This is a genomic window from Pseudomonas sp. FW305-96 (assembly GCF_058783825.1).
The window spans coordinates 77,732-92,727 of record NZ_JBYSYW010000011.1 but is presented as its reverse complement, the minus strand read 5'-3'; the positions used below and the strand labels follow the sequence as shown (position 1 = coordinate 92,727).

At 66.9% G+C, this 14,996-nt stretch carries 12 protein-coding genes and 1 pseudogene; 5 read left to right on the top strand and 8 right to left on the bottom strand.

What is annotated here, in order from left to right:
* The first annotated feature begins 352 nt into the window (after positions 1–352).
* Entirely contained in the window at positions 353–1,849 is a 1,497-nt protein-coding gene (locus tag AC3WL2_RS11175; protein WP_102682566.1) for a GGDEF domain-containing protein, read from the top strand.
* 146 nt (positions 1,850–1,995) lie between these two features.
* Here AC3WL2_RS11175 and AC3WL2_RS11170 read toward each other — a convergent pair whose 3' ends face one another.
* The gene (locus AC3WL2_RS11170) at positions 1,996–2,472 is read right to left on the bottom strand and encodes a ferritin-like domain-containing protein (protein ID WP_094010256.1); all 477 of its coding nucleotides are present in this window, start codon (positions 2,470–2,472) and stop codon (positions 1,996–1,998) included.
* Between the two features lie 202 nt (positions 2,473–2,674).
* Between AC3WL2_RS11170 and AC3WL2_RS11165 the strand changes: the two genes are divergently transcribed.
* On the top strand, positions 2,675–2,899 hold the full coding sequence (locus tag AC3WL2_RS11165) for a DUF3820 family protein (protein WP_102682503.1): 225 nt from the start codon (positions 2,675–2,677) through the stop codon (positions 2,897–2,899).
* Positions 2,900–2,965: 66 nt separating this feature from the next.
* Positions 2,966–3,742: a signal peptidase I gene (gene lepB / locus AC3WL2_RS11160; RefSeq protein WP_102682504.1), complete on the top strand. Its 777-nt coding sequence runs from the start codon at positions 2,966–2,968 to the stop codon at positions 3,740–3,742.
* Positions 3,743–3,778: 36 nt separating this feature from the next.
* Here lepB and AC3WL2_RS11155 read toward each other — a convergent pair whose 3' ends face one another.
* The 3 genes from AC3WL2_RS11155 to ptsP are packed head-to-tail and all read right to left on the bottom strand — an operon-like array spanning position 3,779 to position 9,290.
* The gene (locus AC3WL2_RS11155; protein WP_102682505.1) at positions 3,779–5,494 is read right to left on the bottom strand and encodes a PTS fructose-like transporter subunit IIB; all 1,716 of its coding nucleotides are present in this window, start codon (positions 5,492–5,494) and stop codon (positions 3,779–3,781) included.
* Positions 5,494–6,441, bottom strand: coding sequence for a 1-phosphofructokinase (gene pfkB, locus AC3WL2_RS11150; protein ID WP_102682506.1), 948 nt, complete (start codon positions 6,439–6,441; stop codon positions 5,494–5,496). Before pfkB ends, AC3WL2_RS11155 begins: the two co-directional genes overlap by 1 nt.
* Positions 6,441–9,290, bottom strand: coding sequence for a phosphoenolpyruvate--protein phosphotransferase (gene ptsP, locus AC3WL2_RS11145; RefSeq protein ID WP_102682507.1), 2,850 nt, complete (start codon positions 9,288–9,290; stop codon positions 6,441–6,443). The genes pfkB and ptsP overlap by 1 nt, the downstream gene beginning before the upstream one ends.
* A gap of 296 nt (positions 9,291–9,586) precedes the next feature.
* Here ptsP and cra point away from each other — a divergent pair, with 296 nt between their 5' ends.
* Complete coding sequence (gene cra, locus AC3WL2_RS11140; RefSeq protein ID WP_102682508.1) at positions 9,587–10,582, top strand: catabolite repressor/activator; 996 nt, start codon at positions 9,587–9,589, stop codon at positions 10,580–10,582.
* A gap of 2 nt (positions 10,583–10,584) precedes the next feature.
* On the top strand, positions 10,585–11,400 hold the full coding sequence (locus AC3WL2_RS11135) for a TatD family hydrolase (protein WP_102682509.1): 816 nt from the start codon (positions 10,585–10,587) through the stop codon (positions 11,398–11,400).
* On the opposite strand, the gene AC3WL2_RS11130 is transcribed toward AC3WL2_RS11135, so the two are convergent.
* From AC3WL2_RS11130 to ampD, 4 genes and pseudogenes are all read right to left on the bottom strand, one after another.
* Positions 11,390–12,094 carry a methyl-accepting chemotaxis protein gene (locus AC3WL2_RS11130; protein WP_371919248.1) on the bottom strand — a complete coding sequence of 235 codons (705 nt, stop codon included), beginning with the start codon at positions 12,092–12,094 and terminating at the stop codon, positions 11,390–11,392. The two genes, AC3WL2_RS11135 and AC3WL2_RS11130, sit on opposite strands and share 11 nt — an antisense overlap.
* Before the next feature lie 153 nt (positions 12,095–12,247).
* Positions 12,248–12,538, bottom strand: a pseudogene (locus AC3WL2_RS11125) (HAMP domain-containing protein); the annotation flags it as partial.
* A gap of 996 nt (positions 12,539–13,534) precedes the next feature.
* Positions 13,535–14,365, bottom strand: coding sequence for a regulatory signaling modulator protein AmpE (ampE, locus tag AC3WL2_RS11120; RefSeq protein WP_102682511.1), 831 nt, complete (start codon positions 14,363–14,365; stop codon positions 13,535–13,537).
* Positions 14,362–14,928, bottom strand: coding sequence for a 1,6-anhydro-N-acetylmuramyl-L-alanine amidase AmpD (gene ampD / locus AC3WL2_RS11115; protein ID WP_102682512.1), 567 nt, complete (start codon positions 14,926–14,928; stop codon positions 14,362–14,364). Before ampD ends, ampE begins: the two co-directional genes overlap by 4 nt.
* Between the last annotated feature and the right edge of the window lie 68 nt (positions 14,929–14,996).

Genomic DNA, 14,996 nt, shown 5'->3' with positions numbered 1-14,996 from the left:
CCAGAGGTCTGCCCGAACACGGCTGCCATTGAAATGGCCGAAAGACATATCGTCAGGTTCTCACACCCGGTCACCAAATTTGGCGACCCGACGACATTAGCCCTGATGCATTTCCCGGCCTATCCAGACCCTTCCGGCAAGCGCGTAGGATAGGTCCCAAGCACAGCCCAACTGAAGCATTTGGTTTCAGATTCGGAAATGTCGTACATCCCATCGCAGGCCCACTGAATCAATTCCGTCGGGCAAAACACCTTTGATCTTGTCCGACAATCCCACCTTGCCTAAAATACCGCCGCCGCTTTCCGGCCCACTCCCCATGGATCCCGGGGCTTATGCAGTTGCGAGCATGACGTTGCCCACCCGATCACCACGATCCGCCCTGTACAAGTCACACCCCGAGCTGGTCCTCAACCTGGGCAGCTGCCTCGCCGTGCTCGCCATAGTGGCCATCGTCGGCTACCTGCTGGCCCGCGAGCGCGACAGCGTCGAGCAATCGGAAATGCGCTCGTCGAGCAATATCGTGCAACTGATCGAAAGCGACATCCTGCGTAACGTCGAGCTCTACGACCAGTCGCTCAACGGCCTGATCTGGGCCGTGCAGCACCCCGAGCTGCTCAACGTGCCGACCAAGCTGCGCCAGCAGATCCTGTTCAACCAGGCCTTCTCCGCGCCGGTGCGCGGCGACATTCTCTGGCTCGACGCCAAGGGCGACGTGCTCGGCGACTCCACCAGCGCGGTGCCGCGCCAGGCCAACTTCGCCGACACCGTGGCCTTCCAGGCGCACCGCGACCGCCCGGGCCTGGGCCTGCTGATCAGCCCGCCGTTCAAGGCACGGCTGGGCAACCTGGACTGGTGCATCAGCTTCAGCCGGCGCATCTCCGGCGCCAACGGCGAGTTCCAGGGCCTGGCCGCCGGGGCCTTGCGTCTGTCCTATTTCAACGAACTGTTCCAGCGCCTGGACATCGGCGTGGACAGCAGCATCAACCTGCTCAATACCGATGGCCAGCTGCTGGCGCGCCAGCCGACCCGGCCGCAGGATCCACTGATCGGCACCAGCTTCAGCGAGCGCCCCAACTTCAAGCGCATCCTCAGCGAACGCAGCGGCAGCTTCACCGCCCGCTCGACGGCCTATGAGGGCCAGCGCCTCTACACCTTCGCCCGGGTCGCCGACCTGCCGTTGATCGTGCTGGTGGCCCACTCGGCCGATGAAGTGTTCCAGTCGTGGCGGCGTACCGCGATCGTGGTCAGCGTGGCCACTGGCGTGTTGTGCATTGGCATCCTCTGGCTGACCTTGCTGCTGGGCCGCGAGCTACGTCGGCGCCACGATGCCGAACTGGGCCTGGCCACCCTCGCCGCCACCGACAGCCTCACCGGCCTTGCCAACCGCCGCCGCCTCGACCAGGTGCTGCGCCAGGAATGGGCGCGCGCCCAGCGCAACCGCAAGCCGCTGGCGGTGTTGATGGTGGATGTGGACCACTTCAAGGCCTTCAACCAGCGCCATGGCCATGCCGGTGGCGACCATGTGTTGCGCGAGGTGGCCACCACCATCGAGCTGTGCATCCGCCGCCCTGCGGACCTGGCGGCGCGTTACGGCGGGGAGGAGTTCCAGGTGGTGCTGCCGGAAACCGAGCTGGCCGGCGCCCGGTTGCTGGCCGAGCGGATTCGCGCCAGTGTCGAGGCGATGCCGCCATTCGGCGATGACGAGCGGTCGGTGACGGTCAGTGTGGGGATTGGCCTGCATATCCCCGGTACCCATCAGGACCTGGCGGCGCTGCTGGGCGATGCGGACGAGGCGCTGTATCGAGCCAAGGCCAATGGGCGGAATCGGGTGGAAGGACCCGAGGGGTGAGTCATGGGGCCGTTACACGGCCCTTTCACCGCGGTTCGTCGCCACGACAAACCGGCTCCCACAGGGTTCGCTCCAGCTTCAAGCCATGCGCGATCTTGTGGGAGCCGGCTTGCCGGCGAAAGGGCCGCTCAGCGGCCCCTTGCTACTTACGACCGAGCGCGGGCTGCGTTACGCAGAGCCTTCACCTGGTCATGATTGCGCTGCACGCCCTGCAGCTGTTTCTCCACCAAGGCATACGAAGTGTCATTGGCCGAGCGCCCCAGTTTGACCAGCTTCTCGCGGGCTTCCTTGTAGGCCTTCAGCGCATGGTCTTCACCACGCTCCACTTCATTGAGCACCGCCTCTTCATCCTTGCCGGTGACCATCGACTTGAGGTTGACCCAGCCACGGTGCAGGTCGCCGCTGATGCTGGTGCTGGTTTCCGGATCGCCGCCCAGGCGGCGCACTTCGCCTTGTAGCTCGGCTGCGGCGCTGGCGCACTCGCTGGCGCGTTGCACGAAGAACGCTTTCAGTTCAGGGTTCTTCACATCCTCGGCGGAGGTCTTGAAGCCTTTCTCACCATCCTTGCTGTACTCGATCAGGTCGTTGAGTACGTCGATCGTGTCTTTGTTGGGGTTACTCATGGCAACAACTCCTTGGCAGGTGATAGTCACCTTGATCGGAGCAGGCTTCGTGCCAGGCCCAGAAAATAAAATTAACTTATATAAATCAGTAACTTGAAGATTTAATAAACACTCCGTTAAACGGCGTTCTGCATGATCGCCGCTTGGGTCGTCGTGCAGTTTGCAGTAAGGTCGCGCTTCAACCACCACCGGCCACCGCCCGATGAAACCCGAAACCCTGCAACTGCTGGTCACCCGCACCATGCCTTTTGGCAAGTACCAGGGGCGGATCATCGCCGACCTGCCCGGGGACTACCTGGCATGGTTTGCCCGTAAAGGCTTCCCGCCCGGGGAGCTGGGCGGGTTGCTGGCGCTGATGCACGAGATCGACCACAACGGCCTGGGCGACCTGCTGGTGCCGCTGCGGGCAAAGATGCCACGCCGCTGAACGGTCAAGAACCCACGCCAGCTGCCGAGACAATTACATCGTTAATTCAAGGACGAACCACTGCTCATGCAAGCTCGCCAATCCGCCTCCTCGGCTTTCGTCATCTCGCTGCTCGTCGCCGGGTGGGGGCTTTTCTACGTGGGCCGGCTGCGCTGGGCATTGATACTGCTGGGCCTGATCCTCGCCGACTTTTTGCTGATCGGCCTGTTCGCCACGCCCAGGGCATTGATCGTCGGCCTGGGTGTCGCTCTGGCGCTGAAGTTCGGCTCGGCGTGCCTGGCCGCAGGCCTTGTGTGGCGCGGCCGCGCCGGGGCTGAACCCGCCGGCGTACGCCTGGTTGCCTACGCTGCGGCGGTGATAGGCGTGGCCGCCCTGCTGCTGGTGCTGCGCGGGCCACTGTTCGGTTACCAACTCAGCCAGATCCCTTCAGGTTCGATGGAGCCGACGCTACAGATCGGCGACCACATCATCAGCGACACGCGCTTGAGCGCAGCGCCCAAGGTGGGGGATATCGTGCTGTACCGCTATCGCAATGGCGAGGCATTCAAGCGTGTGGCGGGGGTTGCCGGCGACCGGCTGGAGATCGTCAATGGCGAAGTGATCGTCAATGGGCGCAACCTGGGGCTGTTCCATGCAGCGCCCGAGCATGTACGCCGTCCCGAGTCGCTGAGCCTGGCACCGACGGTGATCGAGCCCGGGCACATCTACCTGCTCGGTGACCGCCGCGACAACAGCAACGACAGTCGCTATGACGGCCAGGTCGCGGTAGCGGACGTGACGGCAAAAATCACCGGGATCTGGTACTCGAAGAACCGCCAGCGTATCGGCACCACCTTCGAGTAACCAGCACGGACCTGCCCCGCGATGGAGTCTGCCGGCCTAGCCCTTGGCCGGCGCCACCACCATCTCCACCTGCTCGCTCTTCTTGATCAGCGCGTACACCACCGCCGTCAGCAGGCTGCCGGCGACGATGGCCAGCAGGTACAACAGCGCATGGTTGATTGCGTTGGGGATCAGCAGCACGAACAGCCCGCCATGGGGCGCCATCAGCTTGCAGCCGAAATACATCGACAAGGCCCCGGTCAGCGCGCCGCCGGCGATGCTCGCCGGAATCACCCGCAGCGGGTCCTTGGCGGCGAACGGGATCGCGCCCTCGGAGATGAAGCACAGGCCCAGCGCCAGCGCCGCCTTGCCGGCCTCGCGCTCACTCTGGGCGAACTTGCGCCGGGCCAGGAAGGTGGCGATGCCCAGGCCGATCGGCGGCACCATGCCGGCGGCCATGGTCGCGGCCATCGGCGCGTAGCTCGACGAGGCCAGCAGCCCCACCGAGAAGGCATAGGCGGCCTTGTTGATCGGCCCGCCGAGGTCGACGCACATCATGCCGCCGAGCAGCAACCCGAGCAGCACGGCGTTGGTGGTGCCCATGCTGTCGAGGAAGTGGGTCAGTCCCGCGAGCATGGCCGCCACGGGCTGGCCAACCACGTAGATCATCACCAGGCCGGTGAACAGGCTGGCCAGCAGCGGGATGATGAGGATCGGCTTGAGCGCGTCGAGGCTGCTGGGCAGGCGCACCCAGCGGGCGATGGCCTTGGCGCTGTAGCCGGCCAGGAAGCCGGCGACGATGCCGCCGATGAACCCCGCCCCGAGCGTGCTCGCCAACAGGCCGCCGATCATCCCGGGCGCCAGGCCCGGGCGGTCGGCAATGGACCAGGCGATGTAGCCGGCGAGCAACGGCACCATCAACTTGAACGCCGCCTCGCCGCCGATCTGCATCAAGGCGGCGGGCAGCGTGCCGGGCTCCTTGTAGGCCTCGATGCCGAACACGAACGACAAGGCGATCAGCAAACCGCCAGCCACCACCATCGGCAGCATGAACGAGACTCCGGTCAGCAGGTGCTTGTAGACGCCGGTCTTCTCGGCCGGCGGCATCGCGCCGGTCGCCCCCGCTGCCTCCACCTTGCCCTCGGCCAGTGCCTTGTCCAGCGTGGCGCGGGCCTGCTTGAGGGCGATGCCGGTGCCGCAGCGGTAGATGCGCTTGCCGGCGAAGCGCGCGGCCGGTACTTCGATATCGGCGGCCAGCAACACCACATCGGCTGCGGCGATGGCCTCGGCCGGCAGCGGATTGCGTGCGCCGACCGAGCCCTGGGTTTCCACGGTGAGCTGGTAGCCCATGGCCTGCGCCGCCTGTTGCAGGGCTTCGGCGGCCATGAAGGTGTGGGCCACGCCGGTCGGGCAGGCGGTCACAGCGACAATCTTCGGCGCACCCTGCACCGGGGTTTGCGCCACCTGCACCTGGGCGCCGGCAGCGGCCTCGTCGAGGAAGCCTTCACGGTCGGCCAGGGCCTGGGCCGGCGTGCTCTGGTACAGGCGTTTGCCGGCGAAGCGCGCCAGGTCCACCGGCCCGGTGCTGACCACCAGCACCCAGTCGGCATCGGCGATCTGCGTTGGCGTCAGGCGCAGCTCCGGGTGTTCGGCGTCGTGCACCTCGACGCAGGTTTTCCAGCCCCGACGCTGGGCTGCGGCGGCCAACAGGCGGGCGCTGAGCACGCTGGACACCTGGCCGTTGGGGCAGGCGGTGACAATGGCAATGTTCATCAGCAGCCCTCTTCTTGTTGTTCTGTAAGGCGCACGGCGGCTTCCAGGCGCTCCAGTTGCTCACGGTCGTGAATGCCGAAGCCGACCTGGGTGACTGCCTGGGCGGCGATGGCGGTGGCGCGACGCAACGTAGCGGCGGGCGCTTCGGCCTGGAGCAGGCCATGGACCATGCCCGCGACCAGCGAATCACCGGCGCCGACGGTACTGGCGATGCGCACTTTCGACGGTTGCGCATGCAGCGCCAGGCCAGCGGCGAACCAGTTCACGCCCTGCTCGCCCTGGGACACCACCACATGCTCGACGCCAGTGGCGAGCAGCCGCCGTGCGGCCGCGCGTTGCTCGTCCGCGCCCTGCACCGGCAGCCTGAGGACTTCACCCAGCTCCTCGGTGTTGGGCTTGACCAGCCAGGGCGCGGCCTGCAGGCCTGCGCGCAAGGCTTCGCCGCTGCTGTCCAGGGCCACCTTCAGGCCCTGCGCCTTGAGCATCAGCAGCAGCTCGCGCAACCACTCGGGGCTGATCCCCCGTGGCAGGCTCCCGGCCACCACCACGGCGTCATGCCCCGGGGCTACGTGTGCCAGACGTTGCAACAAGGCGTTGCGGGCGGCCTCGTCGACCTGCGGCCCTGGCCCGTTGATATCGGTGACCTGGCCATCGGCCTCGACCAGCTTGATGTTGCTGCGGGTCTCGCCGGGCACGCGGACGAAGCAGTCGGCGAACCCACGCCAGGCAATCAGCGCCTCGAACGGCGCCAGGTTGTCGAGTCCTAGAAAACCGCCGACGGTCACGCTGTGGCCCAGGTCGGCCAGCACCTGGGCGACGTTCAGCCCCTTGCCGGCGGCATGGCTGTGCTGGGCCTGGCTGCGGTTGACCGCGCCGGGTCGCAGGCGGTCGAGGCTGATGGTGATATCCAGCGCCGGGTTGAGGGTGAGGGTGAGGATCTTGGCCATCAATAACGCTCCACCAGCGCCCGGACTGCCTCGGCGCTGTCTTGTTGCAGGGCCTCGCGCGCCAGGGCGCGGGCCGTCGAAAGGTCGGCCTGGCGTACCAGGGCCTTGACTTCAGGAATGCTGCGGGCGGCGACGCTCAGCTCGTCCACCTCCAGGCCCAGCAGCACGGCGACCGCCTGCGGGTCGGCCGCCAGCTCGCCGCACACGCCCACCCACTTGCCCTGGGCATGGGCGGCGCGCACGGTCATGTCGATCAGGTTGAGCACTGCCGGGTGCAGGCCGTCGGCCTGTGCCGACAGGCTCGGGTGACCGCGGTCGATGGCCAGGGTGTACTGGGTCAGGTCGTTGGTGCCGATGCTGAAGAAGTCCACTTCACGGGCCAGTTGCGGCGCCAGCAAGGCGGCCGACGGTATTTCGACCATGATGCCTACCTGCAAGTCGGCCACCGGGATCTCCTGGCGCAAGCGCTCGACCATGGCTTTGGCGGCGCGCCATTCATGGAGCTGGCCGACCATCGGGAACATGATACGCAGCGGGCGGTTGTCCGCTGCACGCAGCAAGGCGTGCAGCTGGTCTTCCATCACCTGCGGGCGTTGCAGGGTCAGGCGCACGCCGCGCACGCCCAGAAAGGGGTTTTCCTCAGCCGCGATCGGCCAGTACGGCAAGGGCTTGTCGCCCCCGACGTCGAGCGTGCGCACCACCAGTGGCCGTCCGTCCAGGCCATCGAGCACCCGACGGTACTCGGCTTCCTGGGTCGCCACGTCGGGCAGTTGCGGGTGGGCCATGAAGATCAGTTCGGTGCGCAACAGGCCGATGCCTTCGGCACCTTGCTCCACCACCTTGTCGATGCCGTTGCTCTGGCCGATGTTGGCGAACACTTCGACCGCATGGCCGTCGCGCGTCCGCGCGGGCTCATGGCGGTTGGCCCAGGCGATCTGCAGCCGACGCTCGCGGGCATCACGCTCTGCCAGGGCTCGTTGCAACTCGGACTCGGCTGGCGCAACCACGACCTGCCCGCGCTGGCCATCAAGCAGCAGCGGCGTGCCGCTCTCCAGCAACAGCACGGCCGCCCCGGCCCCGACCACCGCCGGGATGCCCAGGGCCCGGGCGACGATGGCGCTGTGGGCGGTGGCGCCACCCTGCGCGGTGACGATGCCGGCGACCCGTGCCGGGTCCAGGCGCGCCACGTCCGAAGGGCCGACTTCGACCATCACCAGCACATAGGGCTGCTCTGGCTCGGCGCTGTCCTTGACGCCGCACAGTTGCGCCAGCACCCGACGACCGATATCGCGCAGATCGGCGGCGCGCTCGGCCAGCAGCGCATCGTGCAGGGCCTCCTGCTGACGGGCGGCGGCTTCGATCACCGCCATCCACGCAGCGGCGGCGCTTTCGCCCTGGGCCAGGCGCAGCTCGACGTCGTCGGTCAGGGCCGGGTCGGCGAGCATTTCCTGATGGGTGACAAAAATTTCGCCGATGGCCTTGTCGCTGCGTTGCACCAGGGCCTGAAGATCGGCGTGTACCGTGTCGATGGCCTGGCGCAGCCTGGCCCGCTCCTGGGCAGGCGACTCGCCGCGCAGCGGGTAGTCGATATCGCGCTCGACCTGGACATGGGCCGGACCGCTGGCGATGCCCGGCGCCGCAGCGACGCCTTGCAGCGTGCTGCCTGGCGTCGGGGCCTGCAGGGCGGACATCGGCGCCTCGTCCTGCACCGCTGTGGGCGGCAGTGGGTCCACCTCCTCGCCCAGGCCCTGCTCGATGGCTGCCAGCAGTACCGGCAAGGCATCGGCGGCGATATCGGGCTCGGCGATCAGTTCCAGCACCTGGCCACGGCGAGCGCCGAGGCTGAGCAGCTTGCTCAGGCTCTTGACCGAAACGGCGGGCTGGGCGCTGTCGTGCAGCCGTATGCGGATCTCGCCCTCGAAGCCCTTGGCCAGCTGCGCCAGTACCTTTGCAGGGCGAGCATGCAGGCCATGGGCGTTGGCCAACACTATCCGGGCGCTGGGCCAGTCGGCGGGCGCCTCGCCGCCGAGCACTTCGAGCACGGCGCGGCTGCTGGTGGCCTGGTAGAGCATCTGCCCACGGCCCTCGATCAGCACCTCGCACAGGCGCTCGAGCAGGGCTTGATGCGCCGCTCCAAGGCTGGCCAGGCAGAACAGGCCATTGAGCGGTTGATCGCGGTAGCGCAACGGTTGTTGCGGGGTGACGAAGGCCAACCCCGGTTGGCGCACCTCACGTTCGCTGTGCAGCCACCACAGCCCTTCACCCAGCGGCAGCGGCTCGGTCTGCTGCAGCACGGCGGCAAAGCCGCTGTCGGCACAACCGGCGCGTTGCAACAGACGAGCGCCGCGCCAGGCCAGTTCGTCGAAGTCTTCCGCCGCCAGGTTGAGGCCGACCAGCTGGGCATCCAGCGCCAGCTCGCGTGGCGCTCCTTGCAGTAACTTGAGCAGTGCCTCGGCGCTACCGGAGCGACGCAGCGCCTCGGCCAGGTCGGTTTCACCGAGGGCGCGGGTCAGCAGTTGCAGCAGGCGCAGATGTTCATCGGAGCGGGCGGCGATGCCGATGGCCAGGTAGACGATCTGGCCGTCGCCCCAGTCCACGCCGTCGGGAAACTGCAGCAGGCGTACGCCCGTGGCAAACACCAGCTCGCGGGTCTGCGGCGTGCCGTGGGGGATGGCGATGCCCTGGCCGAGGAAGGTCGAGCCCTGTGCCTCCCGGGCTTGCAGCCCCGCCAGGTAACCCTCGGCGACCAGACCATCGGCAACCAGTCGATCGGCCAGCAGCGCCAGTGCCTCGCCTTTGTCGGCGGCACGCTGGCCCATGGCAATCTGCTCAACGGCAAGCTCGAGCATGACCCTCTCCTTTTGCGGCAGCCCCGTCGGCTACCGAGGTATTGTTGTGGAATTCGACGGCAAAAGCCGCCGAAACGATCAGCACAACCGGCGAAGACTGATTTTCAGGCAGGAAAATTCGCCTTGCTGAAACGTTTAATCTGACCAAGCGGCCACGTTACTCGATAATCTGCCAACGAAAAAGCCCCATCCTGTCGGACAATTGCGACAATGGTCGTCTGCGCGCGGGTCCGTCGATGGGTGAAACTAGCCGGTCAAGCCCCGCAGGCAGTCCCGGAAACAACAAGGAAAATTCGGTGAAACTCAGCGATATCGCCCGTCTGGCCGGTGTGTCCGTGACCACCGCCAGCTACGTCATCAATGGCAAGGCCGAACAGCAGCGCATCAGCAGCAGCACCGTCGAGCGCGTGCGTGCGGTGGTCGAGGCCCACGGCTTCACCCCGAACCCGCAGGCCGCCGGCCTGCGCAGCCGCCACACCCGCACCCTGGGCTTCATTCTCCCGGATCTGGAGAACCCCAGCTACGCCCGCATTGCCAAGCAGCTGGAGCAAGGCGCCCGTGCCCGTGGCTACCAACTGCTGATCGCCAGCAGCGACGACCAGCCCGACAGCGAACGCCAATTGCAGCAGCTGTTCCGTGCCCGGCGCTGCGACGCACTGTTCGTCGCCAGTTGCCTGCCGCCGGAAGACGAGAGCTACCGCGAGCTGCAGGCCAAGGGCCTGCCGGTGATCGCCATCGACCGGCGCCTGGACCCGGCGCACTTCTGCTCGGTGATCAGCGATGACCGCGACGCCAGCCGCCAGTTGGCCCAGAGCCTGTTGAAAACCCGCCCGCGCAGCATCGCCCTGATCGGCGCCCGCCCCGAGCTGTCGGTGAGCCAGGCCCGCGCCGGTGGCTTCGACGAAGCCTTGCAAGGTTTCGACGGCGAAGTGCGCCGCTACCAGGGCGAAGCCTTCAGCCGCGAGTGCGGCCAACGCCTGATGCAACAGCTGATCGATGAACTGGGTGGCCTGCCGGATGCATTGGTGACCACTTCGTACGTGCTGCTGCAAGGTGTGTTCGACACGCTGCAGGCGCGCCCCGACGACTCACGCCAGCTGCAGCTGGGCACCTTCGGCGACAATCAGTTGCTCGATTTCCTGCCGCTGCCGGTCAATGCCATGGCCCAGCAGCACGGCCTGATCGCCGCCACCGCGCTGGAACTGGCCTTGGCCGCCATCGAGGACAAGCGCTACGAGCCCGGCGTGCACGCCATCGGTCGCACCTTCAAGCAGCGGATCGCCAAGGCCTGACCATGCGCCTGATCGACACCCACACCCACCTCGACTTCGCCGATTTCGACGCCGACCGCCCGCGCCTGCTGGCCAACGCGGCGGCGCGCGGGGTGGAGCGCATGGTTGTGCTGGGGGTGTACCAGGACAACTTCCAGCGAGTCTGGGACCTGGCCTGCGCCAACGAAGGCGTGTACGCGGCGCTGGGGCTGCACCCGATCTACCTCGAGCAGCACCTTCCTGAGCACCTGGCGCAGTTGCGCGACTGGCTCGAACGCCTGCGCGGCAATCCACGTCTGTGCGCGGTGGGTGAGTTTGGCCTGGACTTCTACCTGCCCGAACTGGACCCGACGCGCCAGCAGGCGTTGTTCGAGGCCCAGCTGCAACTGGCCTGCGACTTCGAGCTGCCGTCGCTGCTGCACGTGCGCCGCAGCCACGCCCAGGTGATCGCCACGCTCAAGCGCTACAAGCCGGCGCGGGCTGGGATCATCCATGCCTTTGCCGGCAGCTACGAGGAGGCGCGGGAATACATCAAGCTCGGTTTCAAGCTGGGACTCGGCGGCGCCGGCACCTGGCCCCAGGCATTGCGCCTGCGCAAGACCCTGCCGCGCCTGCCGCTGGACAGCGTGGTGCTGGAGACCGACGCGCCGGACATGGCGCCGGCGATGTTCCCGGGGCAGCGCAACAGCCCCGAGCACCTTCCCGAGATTGCCGGGGCGCTGGCCGAAGTCATGGGGATCGAGACAACGCTGCTGGCAGAGGCCAGCAGTCGCAATGCCTGCGGGGTGTTTGGCTGGCAGTCCGACACAGGATCCACGTCGGCCTCGATCACACCCTGAACGCCCCGATCAACCGCTTGAGCTCCACCACCTGCGCCGACAACGCCCGGCTGGCATCTTCGGTCTGACAAGCGCCTTCGGTGGTGTCCTGCGCCGCACGGTTGATCGCCACAATGTTCTGGTCAATGTCATGGGCCACGGCGGTCTGCTGCTCGACGGCGGCGGCGATCTGCTGGTTCTGTTCGACGATCCCGCCGACCGCGCCAAGGATGTTGCCCAGTGCCTGCTGCACCTGACGTGCTTCGTCCACGGTGCCAGCGGCCATCTGGTGGCTGCTGCCCATCACCCGCACCGCCGCGCCCACGCCTTCGCGCAGGCGCTGGATCATCTGCGCGATCTCCTCGGTGGAGTCCTGGGTGCGCCTGGCCAGGGTGCGCACCTCGTCGGCGACCACGGCAAACCCCCTGCCCTGCTCACCGGCCCGGGCCGCTTCGATGGCAGCGTTGAGGGCCAGCAGGTTGGTCTGCTCGGCGATGCTGCGGATCACCTCCAATACCCGGCCGATGGCCTGGCTGTCGCCCGCCAGCTGGTTAACCGCCGCCACGCTCTGGTCAATCTCGCCGGCCAGGCGGGCGATGCTGCCCTGCTGGCTTTCCACCAGGTCGCGGCCCGAGGCACTCTCATGGTTGACCCGCTGCGCGCCTTCGGCGGCCAGCGCCGCGCTGCGGGCGACCTCCAGCGCGGTGGCGCTCATCTGGTTCATGGCCGTGGCCACCTGCTCGATCTGCTCGCGCTGGCCACTGACCGCCTGGTTGCTGCGGCTCGACACCGAAAGCACCTGGCCGGCCTGCTCCTCGACCGTGGACACGGTCTTGCCGACCTGTTCGATCAGCCCGCGAATGCGCCGCACGGTCTCGTTGAAACCACGCCCCAGTTCGCCCAGTTCGTCCCGGCTGCTGGCCTGGAAGCTGATGGTCATGTCGCCTGCGGCCACCTTGTCCATGGCGGTGCCCAGGTTGCCGAGGGTTTCCCGGGTGGAGACGTAGAAGCCGCTGTAGAGGTAGATGATCAATGCGAAGACGCAGGCCAAGGCCGCCACCAGCGCGACCGTGCGCAGGCGGTGCTGGCCGAGGCGCTCTTCCAGTTGCCCATGCAGATGGGCCAGCACGGCATCGTTCAAGCGGTAAGTCTGCGCCATCAGGTCGCTGGTCTGCTGGTAGAAACCGGCCCACGGCGCGTCCAGGCTCTCGGCCACCACCACCTGGTCCTCGAACAGGGTCGCCGCCTGCTTGACGGTGGCCTGGCTGGCCTGGGCGCTACCGGCGAGCGCGAGCTTGAGCCCGGCATCGGTTGCCAGGGCGTCATCCAGGCGAATGGCGTAATCGGCGGACAAGCGCTCCAGGCGCTGCAGCAGGTCTTCGAAACGCGCGCTGCCCGAGGAGTCCATGAAGCCACGGCCCAGGGCCACCGCGCCCATTGCCCGGCCCTCACCGATGGCCTGGGTCACCTGGGCGGTGGCATTGCCGAGCAGCTCGCTCAACTGACGCACCGAGGCCTGACTGTCCTGGCTGAGCCCCGACTGGCTGGCCATCAGCTTGCCCAGCACCTGGGCCTGGGCCAGCAACTTGTCGAACAGCGCCGCCTTGTTCTGCAGCGAGCTTTCGTCACGGGCACTGGCAAAGGCCTCGGCCAGCTCGGCACGCTTGGCCTCGAACACAGGGTCGCTACCCTTGAGGCCATCGAGCCGGGCCTGGACCTTGTCCTGCAGCGCCGCGATGCGGCTTTCCACATCGCCGGCCTGGCCCGACTGGCCCAGCACGGCGTTGATCTGCAGCAGGTTGCCGAGGGTCTCCAGGTCGCCGCGCAACGTCAGGCTCTCGGACAACGGCGCCAGCCCCTGCAATTCGCCACGGGTGGCCTGGAGCTGGCTGTAGGCGTCGCGTACCAGATAAAAGCTGGTGACCAGCATGGGCAGGAAAAACAGGACGCTGATCAGGCTGAACTTCATGCCGAAGCTCAGCCGATTCATCAGTGCGATGGCCGGATAGAGCAGACGCTTCACAGGTCACCTCCTTGAATTCTTGTTGTTCTGCGGGGTAGCACTAGGCCATCTAGGGCCAGTGGCCTTGTATAGCGCAGATTGGAATCAAGGTTTGTAACTTATGGTTAAGCGATCAGTTCGGTAGCGAACTGCTCAGACCAACACGGTCCACAGGGCAAAGCAGGCATACCACAGCACCGCGCAGCGCAGCAGCAGCTCCCACAGGCTGTCCAGCCGCTCAAGACCGCGCTGGCGGTCCTCTTCCTCAGGGATGTCGTCGGCCACCCGGCCGACCTTGGCCACCAGGTGCCCGGCGCTGACGTGCCAATCGAGCAGCTCGTGCAGCATCACGCGGGTCACCGCGACGAAGTTGCCGACCAGGGCGAAACTCACCGTCATCACCCGTACCGGCAGCCAGTCCATGGCGTGGCGCAGTTGCCCGGCCAGGCTCTGCAAGGCGGGCTGGCGGCTGTTGTCCATGGTCAGCGCCAGCAGGCGGTAGGCCAGCGCCGCCGCCGGGCCGAGCAGGAAGAACCAGAAGATCACCGCGAAGAAGCTCTGGTAGGCCTGCCACAGCAGGTGGCCCTGAACCCGCTTGATCAAGCTCTGGGCATCGTCGGCGGCCAACCCCAGGTCGCGCTCGGCCACGTGCAGCGCGGCCTGTTCGTCACCCCGGCGCCAGGCGTCGCGAAACGGGCCCAGCGCCGCCTTTACATCGCCGCGCCCCAGGCTGTAGATCAATACCAGCAGGTGCACCGGCAACGCCAGCAAGCCATAGGCCACCGGCTCCAGCACATGCAAAAGCAGCACGAGCAGCGCCACCGGTGCCAGGATCAGGATACTCAGCGTCCACCACGGGTGGACCTTGCCGCTGCGCTCCAGGCGCACCAGCTCGCCCAGATAGAAGCTGTCGCGCTGCAACCGCTGGCGCAGGGCCGAGAACTTCTCGACCCACAATGCCAGCACCAACACCAGAAAACTCATGCCTTGTCCTCGTTGCGTTGCAGGGCAGCCCGGTAGCGCAGCCAGTCGAAGGCCGGGCCCGGGTCGGTCTTGCGCTGCGGGGCGATATCGTTGTGGCCACAGATGCGCTGGGCGTCGATCACTGGCCAAGCCGCGCGGATCTCGCGGGTCAGCCGCTCCAGGGTGGCGTACTGGGCATCGGTGTAGGGCAGTTCGTCGGTGCCCTCCAGCTCGATGCCGATGGAAAAATCGTTGCAGCCCTCGCGCTCGCCGAAGCGCGACACGCCGGCATGCCAGGCGCGGTCGAGCAACGAGACGAACTGGGTCACCGCGCCATCACGCTCGACGAACAGGTGCGCCGAGACGGTCAGGTGGTTGATGGTCGCGAAGTACGGGTGCTCGTCCGGGTCCAGGCGGTTCTGGAAGAACTGTTGCACCTTGCCGGTGCCGAAGCAGGCCGGAGGCAGGCTGATGTTGTGGATGACCAGCAGCGCAATGGCCTCACCTTCGGGGCGGGCGTTGAAGTTCGGCGAGGGGCAGTGGCTGACGCCGGTGAACCAGCCGGTCGCGCGGTCCAATTGCATGGTGCAGATCCTGAAATGACGCCCGAGACAGATGGTCAGTATGCCGTGGGCGGCCAGTGCTTGCATGT